Raw genomic sequence first — 15,888 nt, 5'->3', positions numbered from 1 at the left:
TCACCTGCTGGTCCACGCGCCCCAGGCACTCCAGCTCGCCGTCTGCCCGGAAGCGGCCCAGGTCGCCCGTGCGGTACATGCGCGAGCCGGGCGCGCCGAACGCGTTGGGCACGAACTTCTCCGCCGTGGCACCCGGGCGTCCCAGGTAGCCGCGCGCCAGGCCGGCGCCGCTCAGGCACACCTCGCCCTCGCTGCCGTGCAGGCAGGCGCCGCCCGCCTCGTCCAGCACGTGCGCGCGGGTGCCGGGCAGCGTACGCCCCACCGTCATGGCCGACGACGGGTCGCGCTCGGCCTGCTTGCAGGTGGAGTAGGTCGTGTCTTCCGTGGGCCCGTACAGGTTGAGCACGCGCTGCACGCTGCCCAGTGTGTACAGCCCGCGCGCCAGCTCGTTGCTCACCGGCTCGCCGCCCAGGCCCAGCGTGCGGACGCTGGCCGGGATGGCGCCCACGCGGAGCAGCTCGGCCGCGGCGGCGGGCACCATGCACGCCGTCCGCACCTCGTGCCCGGCGGGCAGCGCGGCCAGCGCCAGCGCGTTCTCCACCAGCACCAGCTGGCCGCCCCAGCACAGCGTCCCGAAGATCTCCGCGATCGACACGTCGAAGCAGATGGACGTCGATCCGAGCACGGCGGACCTCTCCGCATCGCTGATGCTGTCGCGCAGCCACCGCAGGCGCGCGACGGTGCTCCGGTGCTCGATCTGCACGCCCTTGGGCTTGCCCGTGGAGCCCGACGTGTAGATGACGTACGCCAGGTTCTCGGGATGGACGTGCACGTGCAGCGGCTCGTCGCTCTGGCGCGCGATGGCGTCCGCATCGGCATCGACCCGCACGAGGCGGGCGGAGGTGGAGGGGAGACGGCCGGCCACGCGCGACTCGGTGACCACGGCGCGGACGCCCGTCTCCGCCAGCATGAAGCCCACGCGCTCGGCCGGGTACGCCGGGTCCAGCGGCACGTACGCGCCACCCGCCTTGAGGATGGCGAGCAGGCCGACGATCATCTCGGGCGTGCGGCTACAGAAGACGCCCACCGGCACCTCGGGCCCCACGCCCAGCGCGTGCAGGTGCCGCGCGAGGCGGTTGGCGCGCGCGTCCAGCTCGCGGTACGTGATGGTCTCGCTCGCGTGCAGGAGCGCGGCCGCGTCGGGCGTGCGGGCGGCCTGCGCCTCGAAGAGCCGGTGGATCAGCCCCGCGGGCGCCATGGGCGGGCCGGCGTAGGCTACGCCCGGCTTCGCTTCGGCAGCCGTGGCGGCGCGCCCGGCGTCCGTCTCCGTGATATCGCTCATCTCCACACCTGGGGTACGGCGTTTCCGGGCCGCGTGAAGCGGCTGGGGCTCAGGAACGAACCCCGTGCGGCCAGGGCTGCATCCATCTGGATGGTCGGTCTCGACCATCGAACGTCTGTCCCGCCAGCGGCATCAGGACGGGCGGTTGAAACCGCGGCAACGACTGCGCAAAGTCCCCCTGCGGGGACTAACGGCGACGGCTCGCGGCCGGTGGTTCGGGGCGCGTCGTCGTACATCGCATCTTCCGAAACGTCGTCGCGCCTGCTGGCGTCTGGCTCATCGGCATCGGCATCGGCATCAGTCGGCGGCGGCGGCGTGGGCGTCTTCGCCGCGGGAGAGGGCGGTGCGCCGGTCCAGCTCGGCGGCGAGGGCGCGGACGGTGGGGGCGTCGAAGAGCGCGCGGACGGTCAGGTCCACGCCGAAGGCTTCGCGCACGCGGGCCACCAGGCGCATGGCCCGCAGCGAGTGGCCACCGAGCGCGAAGAAATCGTCCTCCACGCCCACCTCGTCCGTGCCCAGCACCTCGGCCCAGAGGCCGGCCACGCGCGCCTCCGTCCGCGTCGCGGGCGGCACGGGCGCCGGGCGGGCGTCCGAGCGCTCCACCTCGGGCGCGGCGAGGGCGCGGCGGTCCACCTTGCCGTTGGGCGTGAGCGGCAGCCGCGGGAGCAGCGCGATCCCGGCGGGCACGGCGTGGGCGGGCACGCGCGCCGCCACCCACTCGCGCAGCCCGGCGGCGTCGGCCTCCGCGCCCGGCGCCAGGACGGCCCAGGCGGCGAGGTGCCGGTCGCCCGCGGCTTCCACCACGTCCACCACGCAGTCGGCGACGGCGGGGTGGGCGCGCAGGATGCCCTCGATCTCCCCCGGCTCCACGCGGAAGCCGCGCAGCTTGACCTGCCGGTCCACGCGGCCCACGAACTCCAGCGCGCCGTCTTCGCGCCGCCGCACGCGGTCGCCCGTGCGGTACAGCCGCGCTCCCGGGCGGGCGGAGAACGGGTCGGGCACGAACGCCGCGGCCGTCTGCGCGGGGCGGCCCAGGTAGCCGCGCGCCACGCCGTCGCCGCCCACGTGCAACTCGCCAGGAACTCCGACGGGAGCGAGCCGCCCCCGCTCGTCCAGCACGTGCAGCGAGGTGTTGCCGACGGGGAGGCCGATGGGGACCGCCGTCGCGTCCGCATCCAACGACTCCACGCGGTGCCAGCTTGCCACCACGGTGCCCTCGGACGGGCCGTAGAGGTTCACCAGCCGCTCCGGCGGATCCGCCGCGAGCACGCGCCGCACGGCCGCGGCGTCCGCCGCCTCGCCGCCGAAGTACAGGTGCCGCACGCCCGTGAACGCGCCGGGAAGCTCGCGCGCCACCTGGTTGAAGAGCGCCGTGGTGAGCAGCGCCGCCGTCACGTGCTCGCGGCGCAGCAGGCCGGCCAGCGCGGCGGGGTGGAGCGCCACGTCGCGCGGCACGCCCACCAGCGCGGCGCCGTTCAGCAGCGCGCCCCACGCCTCGAACGTGTAGGCGTCGAACGAGGGGCTGGAGAGCTGCGCCACCCGGTCGCCGGGCGCGAACGGCGCGTAATCCGCCCCGCAAACGAGGCGGACGACCCCGCGGTGCGTGATCCCCACGCCCTTCGGCGTTCCCGTCGACCCCGACGTGTAGATGACGTGCGCCAGCATGTCGGGACTGGAGATGCGCGGCGGTGCACCCTTCGGCAGAGGCGCGGCATCCGCATCCTCCCCGTCCAGCTCCAGCCGTTCGACGCCGTCCGGAAGACGCTCCGCGAGCGAGGAGCGGGTGACGACGACCGCGATGCCGGCGTCGCGGACCATGTGCTCCAGCCGCTCGCGGGGATAGTCCGCGTCCAGTGGCACGTACGCCGCGCCGGCCTTGAGCGCCGCGAGCACCGCCACCGCCAGCTCGGCCGAGCGCTCCAGGCACACGCCCACGCGCCCCTCCGCGCCCACCCCGCGCTCCCGCAGCCGCCACGCGAGCTGGTTCGCCGCCGCGTCCGTCTCCGCGTACGTCAGCGTCTCCCCGCCGAAGACCAGCGCCGGCGCGTCCGGCGTCTCCGCCGCCCACCGCTCGAACAGCTCGGGCAGCGTGGCGTCGCGCGGGTACGGCGCGTCCGTGTCGTTCCACGCGGAGGCGATCCGCCGCTCCTCCGTCTCGTGCAGCAGCGGCAGGTCCGACAGCCGCGTCGCGGGAGCCGTGACGGCGGCCGCGAGCAGCGTCTGGAACTCCTCCGCCATCCGGTCCACCGTCGCCGGGTCGAACAGGTCGGTGGCGTACTCCCAGATCATGGTGATGCCCTCGCCCGCGTGCTGGTGGGCGCGGGGGATCACGATCACCTGCAGGTCGAACTTCGCCGCGCCGATGCCCACCGCCTCCGTCACCTCCAGCCGCAGGCCTGGCAGCTCCAGCCGCGGGTACGGCGCGTCGTGGAAGCTGAAGCTGACCTGGTAGATGGGAAGCCGGTCCAGCGCCCGCTCCGGCCGCACCGCCTCCACGATCTCGCCGAAGGGCACCTCCTGGTGCGCGTACGCCTCCAGCGCCGTCTCGCGCACCCGCGCCAGCACCTCGCGGAACTCCGGGTCGCCGTCCAGCCGCGCGCGGAGAGGGACGGTGTTCACCACCATCCCGATCAGCCCCTCCGTCTCGCGCATGTCGCGCCCCGCCACGCCCGCGCCCACGCAGAAGTCGTCCTGGCCCGACCGGCGCGACAGCAGCGCCTGGAAGGCGGCCAGCAGCGTCATGTACAGCGTGGCGCCGGACTTGAGCGCGAAAGCCTCCGCCGCGGCGACCAGGCCGGGGTCCAGCCGCACCCGCCGGGACGCGCCGCGGAAGCTCATCGCCGGCGGCCGCGGCCGGTCGGTGGGCAGCTCCAGCGCGGCGGGCAGGCCGGCCAGCTTCTCCGCCCACCAGTCCAGCCCCGCCCGCGCCTTTCCGCCCGCCAGGCGCGCGCGCTGCCACACCGCGTAGTCCGCGAACTGGATCTCCGGGTCCGGCAGCGGCGACGGGCGCCCGGCTGCGAACGCCTCGTACAGCGCCGTCAGCTCGCGCAGGAAGACGCCGAAGCTCCAGCCGTCGTGGACGAAGTGGTGCTCCGCCGCCGCCAGCACGTGCTCGCCTTCCGCGAGACGGTACAGGTGCCAGCGAACCAGCGGCAGCCGCTCCAGGCGGAAGGGCTCCAGGAACCCGGCGCGCATCCGCCTCTCCATCTCCGCCCGCCGTCCGTCTTCCGGCAGGCCGGACAGGTCGGTGATGGGGAGATGCACGGCCCACGGCGCGTGGACCGCCTGCACCGCCTCGGCGTCGATCACGGGGAAGGTGGTGCGGAAGATCTCGTGGCGGCGCACGATCTCGTTCAGCGCCGCCTCCAGCGCCCGCGCGTCCAGCCGGCCGCGGAAGGCCACCGTCGCCTGGAAGTCGTAGCTGCGCATCCCGCGCGACAGCTCCTCGAAGAAGCGGATCGCCTCCTGCGCGGCCGAGAGCGGGATCGGCTTCGTCCTGTCCGCGCGGGGGATGCGGTCGACGCCGTCGTCCGGGCGCTCCGCCCGCGCCGCCTCCACCACGCGGGCGATGCCTTCCACCGTCGGAGTCGCGAAGATGGCGGGCAGCGGCAGCTCCACGCCCATCTCCCGCCGCACGCGCGCCACGATCTGCGTCGCCTGGAGCGAGTGGCCGCCCAGCGCGAACAGGTCCGCATCCACCGTCACCCCGTCCACTCCCAGCACCTCGGCCCAGATCGCCGCCAGCCGCCGCTGCGTCTCCGTCATCTCGGCCGGCAACGTGCTTTCGGCCGATGCAGACGCGTCCGCCGAGGCGCGGCGGGGGGCGGGGAGCGCGCGGCGGTCCACCTTGCCGTTGGGCGTGAGTGGGAGCGCGGGCAGCACCTCCACGTGCGCGGGCACCATGTGCTCCGGCAGGCGCGCCGCCACGCGCGCGCGAAGCTCCGTCGCGCTCGCCGCGCCGTCGCGCGCGGCGACGTAGGCCACCAGCGCCCGCCCGCCCGGCGCGTCGTCGCGTACCACCACGGCCGCCGCGTCCACCGCCGGGTGCTCGCGGAGCACCGCCTCCACCTCCCCCGGCTCCACGCGGAAGCCGCGCACCTTCACCTGCTGGTCCAGCCGCCCCAGGCACTCCAGCTCGCCGTCTTCGCGTAAGCGCCCCACGTCGCCCGTACGGTACATGCGCGACCCCGCCGCGCCGAACGGGTTTGGGACGAAACGCTCCGCCGTGGGGGCGGGACGCCGCAGGTAGCCGCGAGCGAGCCCGGCACCGTCCAGCCAGACCTCTCCCTCCGCCCCTGCGGCGACCGGGATCCCGGCGGGGTCCAGCACGTGCGCGTGCGTTCCCGGCAGCGGCCGGCCCACGGTCACGCGTCCGCCGTCCTCGCGCCCGAGCGGCTTGCAGGTCGAGTACGTCGTGTCCTCGGTCGGCCCGTACAGGTTCAGCACGCGCTCCACCGTGCCCAGCGCGTACAGGCCGCGGGCGAGGTCCGGCGGCACCGGCTCGCCGCCCAGCGCGAGGGTACGGACGGTGGATGGGATCGCCCCCAGCCGAAGCAGCTCCGCCGCCGCCGCGGGCACCATGCACGCCGTCCGCACCTCGTGCCCCGCGGGCAGGCTGGCGAGCGACAGCGCGTTCTCCGCCAGCACCAGCTTGCCGCCCCAGCACAGCGTGCCGAACACCTCGGCCACCGACACGTCGAAGCACACCGACGTGGCGCAGAGCACGGCGGCCCGCTCCGCCTCGGTGAAGAAGTCGCGCATCCACCTCAGCCGGGCGACCGCCGAGCGGTGCTCGATCTGCACGCCCTTGGGCCAGCCGGTGGAGCCCGACGTGTAGATCACGTACGCCAGGCTCTCCGGGTGCACCGCGGCGTCCACGGCGCCCGCATCCTCCGACGCGATCGCGTCCGCATCCCGGTCTAGGACGACGAGGTGCGCGGGGGTGGAGGGGAGGCGGCCGGCGAGGGCGGAGACGGTGACGACGGCGCGGACGCCCGTCTCGGCCAGCATGAAGGCCACGCGCTCGGCCGGGTACGCCGGGTCCAGGGGCACGTACGCCCCGCCGGCCTTGAGCGTGCCGAGCAGGGCGATCACCATCTCCGCCGTCCGCGGGCAGAACACGCCCACCGGCACCTCCGCGCCCACGCCCAGCCCGCGCAGGTGCCGCGCGAGCCGGTTCGCCCGCGCGTCCAGCTCGCCGTAGCTCACCTCTCCGGCCGCGTGCAGCAGCGCGGGGGCGTCCGGCGTGCGGGCCGCCTGCGCCTCGAACAGGCGGTGCACCAGCGCGGGCGCGGGGCGGGCGGGGAGTGCGGCGCTTTCGGGAGCGGGGGCGGGCCTGACCGAATCGACCATGGGCGCACCTGGGGAACGGCGTTTCCGGCGCGGCGCGGGCGTGGGTGCGGGAGACGGGAACGGGGCGAGCCGGCCGGGCGCTCACCCCGCAGGGGGACGGCGTGGGCCGCCCCCGCGTCTCGGCGTGTAGGGTCTCAGCCGAAGGTGGACCTCACCGCGCGGGCGAGCCGGCCGATCCCCTCCTCGATGTCCTTGGGCGAGGGGTGCGAGAAGTTGAGGCGCATCCCGTTGCTTCCCGCCCGGCTGCCGTCGCAGGCGAAGGCGTTGCCCGGCACGAAGGCCACGCCCTCGGTCTCCACCGCCACCTTGAGCAGCTTGCCCGTGTCCACGTGGCGCGGCAGGTCCAGCCAGATCAGCGCGCCGTTGGTGGGCACCGTCCAGCGCGCCCCGGTGGGGAAGTGGCGGGCGAGCGCCGCCAGCATCACGTCGCGCCGCTCGCGGTACGCGTCGCGCACCCGCGGCAGGTGGCCGCTGAAGTGGCCGGACTCGATGTACTCCGACACCAGCGCCTGCGTGAAGGTGCTGGTGTCGATGTCGCTCGCGTCCTTGGCGCAGCCCAGCACCGGCACGAACCGCTCGGGCGCCACGATCCACCCGATGCGGAAGCCCGGCGCCATCACCTTGCTGAGCGAGCCCACGTAGAAGACCCACTCGTCGTCCATGGCGCGCATGGGCGGCACCGCCTGCCCGAAGTTGAGCAGACCGTACGCGTCGTCCTCCACGATGGGCACGCCGAAGCGCCGCGCCAGCTGCACCAGCCGCGCGCGCTTCTCGGGCGAGACCGACACGCCCACCGGGTTGTGCCCGTCGGAGATCACGTAGATGAAGCCCGGCCGGGCGCCGCCCTCGAGCAGCCGCTCCACCGCGTCCACGTCGATGCCCGTGTCGAAGTCCGTGGGCACCGCCAGGATGCGCGGCTGGAAGGGCTCGATGACCTGCTGGAAGCCGGTGTAGATGAGCTGCTCGGTGATGACCTGCGCGCCGTGGTTCAGGAAGAGCCGGGCGAGGAGGGCCAGCCCCTGCTGGGCCGCCGTGGTGAGGAACACCTGCTCCTCGGTGCAGCGCACGCCGCGCTGCGCCATCAGCTCCACCACCTGCTTCTTGAGGCGTGCGGACGGCGGCCGGTACTGCAGCGCGCCGCGGTCGCCGGCCAGCACCCGCGCGGCCGACGCGGTGAACTCCTCCACCGGGAACAGCTCGGGCGCGGGCAGGCCCAGCGCGAACGAGATCAGGTTGGGCCGCGCCATCACCTTGAGCATCTCGGAGATGGTGGACGGCTTCACGTCCTTCACCCAGTCCGCGGGCTCCAGCACGCGTGGCGCAGGTGCCGCCACCCCGGCCGCAGCCGAGGGGCGGAAGACGTCGATGCCGTGCACGGAGTCGAGGGTCATCTGCGTGCTCATCCCGGTGCCCTGGAATCGGTTTCTTGGGTCGCCGCGGCCGGGCTGGGGGGCCTGGCGGCGGCGCATGGAGGGGAGAGCCAGCGGGTATGGCGGGGGCTCTCCCGCGGGGCGCCACCCCGTTTCGGGGAGACGGCGGGCCGCGGCCGGCGCGGCCCCGCGTCCGTGCCCGTGGTGACGGGAAGAGGAGCGCCGTGGCGCGAGCGGGCCGTTCCGCAGCCGGACAAAAGGATACACAAACCGACTCTCCCAAACAAGGCCTGTCGGAAAATGGAGGTGAACGGATCCGTATGTTTGCTTGGATTTTCGCGGCGGGAGATGCCAGGCGGCGGCTGGATTTCGTTGCCCGTGCGCGCGGTGCGCGAACCGGGCCTCGCGGGTGGCGGAACGGATGGGGTGTTCCTGCTTCCGCGCATTGTGGCGTTTCGGTACGGCGGACGTCTCACGTGCGCTGAAATGCACCTAGTGGCACGAACAGCCCGTGCGATGTATCATACAGGCACCCGCCCCGGCGCCCCGTTCCATGGGGCCTTCCCCCGCGCCCGCAAACCATCCAGGAGCGTGCGATGCGCCCATCCCTCCCCGCCCCCGCGTCCCGCCGGCGTCCGTTCCGCGTGCTCCCCCCCATCACCCGCGGCGCCGAGACGCTGGAGGGCGCGGCGCTGCTGGCCGAGGTCGAGGGCGATCCGGGGCTCGTGCTCTTCCAGTCACTCCGGAACGTGCTGCTGTGGGCCGCCGCGCCCGAGGCCGAGCGCGCCGCCGTGTTCGCCCGCGCCGCCGCCGCCCGCCGCGCCGAGGCTCTCTCGCGCGCCGGGCTGGACGAGCGCTTGAGGCCCGCCCTGCACGCCATCGCCGAGCTGCTCGCCTCGCCGGCCGAGTTTCCGCGGGCTCGCGTGGCGTGGGCGTGCGCCGCCGTCGCGCGCTGGGCCGAGGAGCGGGGCGCGCCCGCCACCGCCCTCGCGTACATGCAGGCCGCCGCCCTCGCCGAGCCGGGGGACGCGGCCCTGGCCTACGCCGTGGGCCGCCTGGCCCGCCAGCACGGCGAGCCCGTGCGCGCCGAGGGGTGGCTGCACAAGGCCGTGGTGCTGGCGCGGCAGAGCGGCGACTGGAGCAGCTACGCCATGGCCTTCGCCGCGCTGGGCAACCTGGCCGTGCAGCGCGGCAACCTGCCCGCGGCGCGGCGCATGCATACCCGGGCGCTCCGCGCCGCCCAGCGGCACCGCCTGCGGCAGGTGCAGGCCATGGCGCTGCACGACCTGTTCGTCACCGCCATGGAGCTGGGCGACGGCCACGCCGCCACCGAGTACGCCGGCGCCGCCCTGCGCGCCTACGGCGACGGGCACCCCCGCGTGCCCGCCCTGGCGCACGACGTGGCATGCTTCTGGACCGCCGCGGGCGAGTTCGCGCGGGCGCTTCCCGTGTTCCGCGCCGCGCTGCCGCACATTCCCGGGCGCGCCGAGCGGGCCGTGGTGCTGGCCAACGTGGCCCGCGCCGCCGCCGGCACCGGCGACCGCCGCTCCTTCGAGGACGCCGCCGCCGAGGCCGCCTCGCTGGTCGAGCAGCCCGACGCGGAGCGGGGCGCCGCGCAGGTGTGGCTGAACCTGGCCCGCGGCGCCGCCAGCCTGGGCGACGCGCCGCTGGCCGCCATGGCCGCCGAGACCGCCGCCCGCGCCGCAGCCCGCCGCGGCGAGGCCAAGATCCTCGCCTCGGCCGAGGCGATCGCGCAGGCCGCCCGCGCAGGCAGCAGCGCGCGCGCCGCCGAGGTCACGCCGCCCGGCACGGCGGAGGACCCCGGCGACGTCCTTGCCGCCGAGCTGGTGCGTTCGCTGGCGGCGGTGGGCTGAGCCCTCTGCCTCAGGCCGCCGGCAAGGGCGGTACCGGCTCCTGCGTGCGCGCCCCCGAGCCCAGCGCCCCCTGGTTGTCGTGGGCCGCGGCCGTCCCCGAAGGGGCACCGGGCCCCGTCGGGTCGGCCGTGCCGCAAGCGGCGGCGGCGAGCAGTGCGAGGGCGGCGAGCAGGGTACGAGCTGTTCTCATCTCGGCTCCTTTGGAGGGAGAAAGATCGAAGGAACTGGACAGTAGGCCGGGACACAGGTAAACTGAGACGATTTCGGCGAGTGCGCGAACACGCGCCGGAGAGTCGATCACATAGTTTCCGACATGTCATGCAAACCGTAGCCCGTCCCCTCCTCGTCCTCCATTCGGATGCGCTCTTCCGGGAGCGCCTCCGCCGCATTGGGAGCCAGCGCTTCCAGTGCCAGTTCGTCACGGACTGGGAGAGCCTTCGGGAAGCGGTCCGCGAGGCGCCGCCCGCGGCGCTCATCGTGGTCGACCCCTACACACGCGCCTACGGCAGCGAGGCCGAGCTGGCCCCCGAGCTGCGCTCGCTGCTCTGGGAGTTCCCCAGCGCGACGGTGATCGCCGCCCTGGAGGTGAAGCGCGGCCGCATACGCGATCTGCGCACGCTGGGCGAGTGGGGCGTGAAGGAGGTCATCGCCCTCGACGAGGAAGACACGCTCGAGGCCATCGCCCGGCGGCTGCGGTCGGCGCAAGGCCGGCCGCTGCAGAGCCTGCTGGAGCGCTCGCTTCCGGCGACTCTCTCCGGCCGCGCCCGCACGCTGCTCATGGCCGCCGCCGAGGTGGTGGCCGAGGGCGGGCACGGACGCGACCTGGCCGCCTCGCTGCGCCTCTCCGAGCGGACGCTGCTGCGCTGGGCCGAGCAGGCCGACCTGCCGCCGCCCCGCCGCATCCTGGCGTGGATGCGCGTGCTGCTCGCCTGCGAGCTGCTGGACGACCCCAGCCAGACGGTGCTGAGCGTGGCCTACACCTGCGGCTACGCCTCCGACAGCAGCCTGCGGCGGGCCGTGCAGGAGTTCACCGGCGTGCTGCTCACCAAGCTGCGCCAGCAGGGCGCCTTCTCCACCGCCTCGGCCATCTTCCTCAAGGAGCTGTCCGACGCCCGCGAGGAAGGCCGCGCCCGCCGCAAGGCCGAGAAGGCCCAGGCGAAGGCCAAGGAATAGCCGCCCGCCCAACGCCTGCCCGCGCGAACCGAGAGGCCCGGACCCACCGTCCGGGCCTCTCGTGTTTTCGGGTCCGGTGGAGTGTCGTCGGCGCGATGCCCGACGAGATGGTGCTGCGGACGGGCTCTTCCCCGATATCTCCCCGGAACGCGGAGGATGATATAACCGCATATGAGGTGCGGGTTAGAGCCATTCGCGACCGCACCAATCCGTCGCAAACCCCGCCCCCGCCGTGGACCAGGCTCCCCTCCCCCAGGCAGTTTTGGGGGAGGGGCCGGGGGAGGGGGCCGCCCGGGCCCCGCCCACCGCCACCAATCCCCCACCCATCCGCCGCCTCGTAAGCGCATGGTGCCGAAGCGCACGGATCCGGTCCGCGGCGTGTTTCCTGCTTACGACCCACGCCTGCGCGCCCGCCAAGGCCGCCCACACCCGAAGACGACATGGCCGACCGACCCCATTTGCCGCACGAGCAACCTTCCGAGACGCTGCTGTCCCGGCCCATGCAGGGCGACGGGCCGCCGGTGCGCGCCGCCGAGCCGGAGCCGCGCGCTTCGCTGCTCGACCGGTTCAAGAACACGCGCCGCGCGCCGTTCCTGCGGCTCGTCCTGTACTACGTGGTGCTGCTGGCAGTAGCCTCGCTGCTCGTGTACTTCGTGCCCGCGGTGCGCGACGCGCTGCTGCCGCCAACCTCGCTGCCCACGTCCAAGAGCGCCTTCCTGAAGGCGGAGTTCGATGGCGCCCCGGGGGGCACCTTGGACGTGGGGCACCTGCTCAGCCGCGGCCTGGTCACCTTTCTGACCATCGCCGCCGCGCTGGCGCTGGTGGTGCCGGTGGTGCGCGTCTACATGTTCACCAAGCGCTTCCGGTACGACCCCGCGTTGGTGCGGTCGGTCATCATCCTGCCCATCGTGGTGTGCGGGATCGTGCTGGTGGTGAAGAACAGCATCGCGCTGGCGTTCAGCCTGGCGGGCATCGTGGCGGCCGTGCGGTTCCGCAACACGCTCAAGGACCCGCGCGACGCGGTGTACATCTTCCTGAGCCTTGGAATCGGCTTGTCGAGCGGCGTGCAGGCGCTGGACGTGGCGCTGGTGATGTCGGTGTTCTTCAACTTCGTGGTGCTGCTGATGTGGCGGTACAACATCGGCTCCATCTACGGCGGGCAGTACGGGCGCACCGGCATCCTCTCCGTGGGCGACTCGGCGCTGGTGCTGGCGCGCGAGCCGCAGCAGCAGCGCGACATACGGCGGCGGATGCTGGACGACGACCACGGCATCCGCACCGACGGGATCCTGCTGGTGCACACGCCCAACTCCGAGCTGGCGCGCATGACCGTCACCGAGGCGCTGGGCGACATGGCGCGCGACTGGACGCTGGCCGACATCGTGCCGCGCGAGGACGGGCTCTCGACGCTGTACTACCTGGTGCGGCTCAAGGAAGACGCCTCCGCGCCGGACCTGCTGGGCGCGCTGGACGAGCGGTGGGCCGAGCAGGTCTCCGCCGCCGAGTACGTGCCCTTCCGCACACGCCGCAAGGGCAAGAAGAAGCGCAGGTAAGTGGGCGGGATGCCGGTAGATGCGGTGCGGTTCGGACGATGGAAGGCGGGCCGTGCTTGGCGGTCGAAAACCGCGGCAACGACGGCGTAAAGTCCGCCGCCTCCGACCAACCGGAAGCCTCCGCCCGCATCGACCCGCCCGAAGCGCGCACGAGCCCCAACCCTCTCCCGCTTGCGGGGGAGGGTGCGAGCCTAAGCGAGCGGGAGGGGGCGCCTGCCGGACGATCGAATGGACTCGACGCGCCCCATAGACCGGGCGCGCACACTGGACACGATGCAGGGGCTCGCAATGGGAATGGCTACACGGATGGGGCGCGCGGCGGCGATCGCGCTCGCGGCGGGGGCGGGGCTCGCGGGCGCGCGCCCGGCGGCCGCGCAGGACTCGGCCACGGTGGTCGCCAGCAAGCGCTACGAGGCGGGCTCCGTCCGCCGCGCGCTGCTGGGCGAGGACTACCGCGACCTCTGGCAGACGCCCACGCGCGTGCCCGTGCTGGACCTCCGCCGCTTCGGCGGCGGCCTCACGCCCACCGAGCGCGGCGGAGGCAACCAGACCAAGTCGCTGCGCTTCCGCGGCGGCGACGGGCGCGAGTACAGCTTCCGCTCGGTCGACAAGGAGGTCACGCCCGCGCTGCCCAAGGACATCCAGAACACCGCGGTCGACTGGCTCATCCAGGACCAGGTCAGCTCGCTGCACCCGGACGCCAACCCCATCGCCATCCAGCTCCAGCTCGCGCTGGGCCTGCTGGGCGCGCAGCCGCGCCTCTACGCCATGCCCGACGACCCCGCCCTGGGCGAGTTCCGCCACGACTTCGCGGGCATGCTGGGCGTGGTGGAGGAGCGGCCGGGGAACGGCAAGCACGGCCCCGCCTTCGCCGGGGCGGACGACGTGGCGGACACCGAGGACATGTGGAAGGACGTGGAGCAGGACGCGCGGCACCGCGTGGACAGCCGCGACTACCTCACGGGGCGCCTCTTCGACCTGTGGATCGCGGACTGGGACCGGCACGAGGACCAGTACAAGTGGGCCCGCTTCGACCGCGGCGGCGAGCACGTGTGGCGCGCCATAGGGCGTGACCGCGACTACGCGTTCGTGCGCTACGACGGGGCGCTGCTGCCCGTGGCGCGCAGCAAGGAGCCCAAGCTGGTCACCTTCGAGCGCACGTATCCCAAGAGCCTGATCGGGCTGCTGGAGAACCCGCAGCGGCTGGACAGGCGCATCCTGAGCGACCTGCCCCGGCCCGTGTGGGACTCCGTCGTCACGGTGATGCAGGCGCGGCTCTCCGACGCGGTGATCGCGCGGGCCGTGCGGTCCATGCCGCCGGAGTGGTACGCGCGCAGCGGCGCCGAGCTGGAGTCGCGCCTGCGCGCCCGCCGCGACGAGCTTCCCGAGGCGGCCGAGCGCTTCTACCGCATCGCCGCGCTGGACCCGGAGATCCACGCGACCGACGACCGCGATGTGGCCGACGTGGTGCGCAACGGCGACGGCAGCGCCGACGTGCGCCTCTACGCCAGCCACGACGGCGAGGCCGAGGCGCGCCCGTACTACCAGCGCCGCTTCCTGCCGGGCGAGACCGACGAGGTGCGCATCTTCCTGCACGGCGGCGACGACCGGCTCACGGTGCGCGGCGGCGGCGGCATCGGCGTGATCGCGGTGGGCGGCGGCGGAGACGACCGCCTGGAGGACCGTTCCACCGGCACGACGGCTTTCGACGACGACCAGGGCCACAACCTGTTCGTGCGCGGCGCCCACACCGCGGTGGACGAGCGGCCGTACGAGGAGCGTGTCGTGGAGCGCGGCAAGCTACAGGCGCAGCCGCGCGACTGGGGCAGCAAGACGTCGTTCCTGGCGCCGCTCGTCCAGTACCGCTCGGGCGTGGGGCTGGTGGTGGGCGCCGGGCCGTCCATCACCCGCTACGGCTTCCGCACCGAGCCCAGCAAGCTGCGCACGTCGCTCAAGGGCGTGTACGCGCCCAAGTACGGGCGGTTCGGCGTGGAGCTCACGGCAGACCGGCACTGGCCCAACTCGCAGCGCAGCGCCACGCTGCTGGCGCGCGCCACAGACCTGGAGCTCACGCGCTTCCACGGCTACGGCAACGAGTCGCCCGGCGGAGGGGAGTGGCGCTACCGCGTGTTCAACCGCGAGCTGCTGCTCTTTCCCACGCTGTCGCTGCCGGTGGCGCCCGGAACCTTCTTCGCCTTCGGACCCAACGTGCGGCGCAACGACGCGCGCGAGCTGTCCACCTCGGCGGCGGGCATCCTGCGGCCGCGGGGCGTGGACGCGTTCACCACCGCGGGCGCCCACGGCGACCTGCTGTTCGACAACGTGCCCGACAGCGTCTCCAACCCGCGCCGCGGCCTGCGCGCGCAGGTGGGCGGCACCGGCAACCCGCTGGCGACCGGCGGCGACGTGGGGCCGTACGGCGACGCGCACGCGCAGGCCGCGGCGTACCTCTCCATTCCCGGCATGGCCGGGCCCACGCTGGCACTGCGGGCGGGCGGGCAGAAGGTTTGGGGCGACTTCCCCTTCCAGGACGCCGCCTACATCGGCGGGAGCGGGACGCTGCGCGGGTTCCACGGGCAGCGCTACGCGGGCGACGCGGCGGCGTGGGGCGGCGCCGAGCTGCGCACCTTCCTCACGCGCGCCACGCTGCTGGTGCACGGCGACCTGGGCGCCTTCGCGCTGGCGGACGCCGGCCGCGTGTTCGTGCACGGCGACTCGCCGGGCGGCTGGCACACCGCGCTGGGCGGCGGCCTCTCGTTCACCTTCCTGGACGGCCGCAACACCGTGAGCGCCGCCTACGCCCGCGGCGACAAGGGGTCGCTCTACTTCAAGTTCGGCATGCCCTACTGACCCGCGTCCGGTAGATGCACGGCCCTCGTCGGCCGCGACGAGCATCTCCATCGCCCGCATCGGGTTGAATGAGATGGCGGACGGGAGATGCCCGGCGGCCCGGGATCTTTCGACCGGGCGGATCCGGATCCGCCGGCCTGCATCCGCACCGCCGGGCTACCGCATCGGCGGAGGGCGGTGCGGAGACGGAAGGCTTGCAGCGCGGCATCTCCAGAGGACGACGCGACGATGTGCATCTACCGAAAACGGAGGATGCCGCGCATCCACCGACTCGTTCGTTGCGTCCGAAACCTGCGGCCCGGCACGGAGCTTCCGGGAGGCGCCGACACCCATCGACCCTTCGGCCGTTCGTGCAGGGTCGGCCATGCGCGGAGGGATGCCTCTCCCGCGAACACTGAGCAGCATGGAGTACGGATGATGCACGGCGGACCGCG

The 15,888-nt window shown here is 74.0% G+C and carries 8 protein-coding genes; 4 read left to right on the top strand and 4 right to left on the bottom strand.

Going from position 1 to position 15,888, the window contains the following annotated elements:
• The 3 genes from VFE05_08605 to VFE05_08595 form a co-directional block, all read right to left on the bottom strand.
• Positions 1-1,282, bottom strand: a 1,282-nt coding sequence (locus tag VFE05_08605) for an amino acid adenylation domain-containing protein (GenBank protein HET6230116.1), incomplete at its 3' end; no start/stop codon positions are given.
• A gap of 297 nt (positions 1,283-1,579) precedes the next feature.
• Positions 1,580-6,634, bottom strand: coding sequence for an amino acid adenylation domain-containing protein (locus VFE05_08600; GenBank protein HET6230115.1), 5,055 nt, complete (start codon positions 6,632-6,634; stop codon positions 1,580-1,582).
• Positions 6,635-6,768: 134 nt separating this feature from the next.
• Complete coding sequence (locus tag VFE05_08595; protein HET6230114.1) at positions 6,769-8,037, bottom strand: PLP-dependent aminotransferase family protein; 1,269 nt, start codon at positions 8,035-8,037, stop codon at positions 6,769-6,771.
• A 563-nt stretch (positions 8,038-8,600) separates the two neighbouring features.
• Here VFE05_08595 and VFE05_08590 point away from each other — a divergent pair.
• Positions 8,601-9,878, top strand: a complete 1,278-nt coding sequence (locus VFE05_08590) for a hypothetical protein (protein ID HET6230113.1) — start codon at positions 8,601-8,603, stop codon at positions 9,876-9,878.
• Between the two features lie 10 nt (positions 9,879-9,888).
• On the opposite strand, the gene VFE05_08585 is transcribed toward VFE05_08590, so the two are convergent.
• On the bottom strand, positions 9,889-10,068 hold the full coding sequence (locus VFE05_08585) for a hypothetical protein (GenBank protein ID HET6230112.1): 180 nt from the start codon (positions 10,066-10,068) through the stop codon (positions 9,889-9,891).
• Between the two features lie 128 nt (positions 10,069-10,196).
• On the opposite strand from VFE05_08585, the gene VFE05_08580 reads away from it, so the two are divergent.
• From VFE05_08580 to VFE05_08570, 3 genes are all read left to right on the top strand, one after another.
• Entirely contained in the window at positions 10,197-11,051 is an 855-nt protein-coding gene (locus VFE05_08580; protein HET6230111.1) for a helix-turn-helix domain-containing protein, read from the top strand.
• Positions 11,052-11,491: 440 nt separating this feature from the next.
• Positions 11,492-12,604: a DUF4956 domain-containing protein gene (locus VFE05_08575; protein HET6230110.1), complete on the top strand. Its 1,113-nt coding sequence runs from the start codon at positions 11,492-11,494 to the stop codon at positions 12,602-12,604.
• A gap of 294 nt (positions 12,605-12,898) precedes the next feature.
• Positions 12,899-15,454: a BamA/TamA family outer membrane protein gene (locus tag VFE05_08570; protein HET6230109.1), complete on the top strand. Its 2,556-nt coding sequence runs from the start codon at positions 12,899-12,901 to the stop codon at positions 15,452-15,454.
• The last annotated feature ends 434 nt before the right edge of the window (positions 15,455-15,888 follow it).

The organism is Longimicrobiaceae bacterium (assembly GCA_035696245.1).
In the GTDB taxonomy this organism is placed as follows: Bacteria; Gemmatimonadota; Gemmatimonadetes; order Longimicrobiales; family Longimicrobiaceae; genus DASRQW01.
The sequence above is the reverse complement of the archived record's forward strand: the minus strand, read 5'-3'. Positions and strand labels throughout refer to the sequence as shown.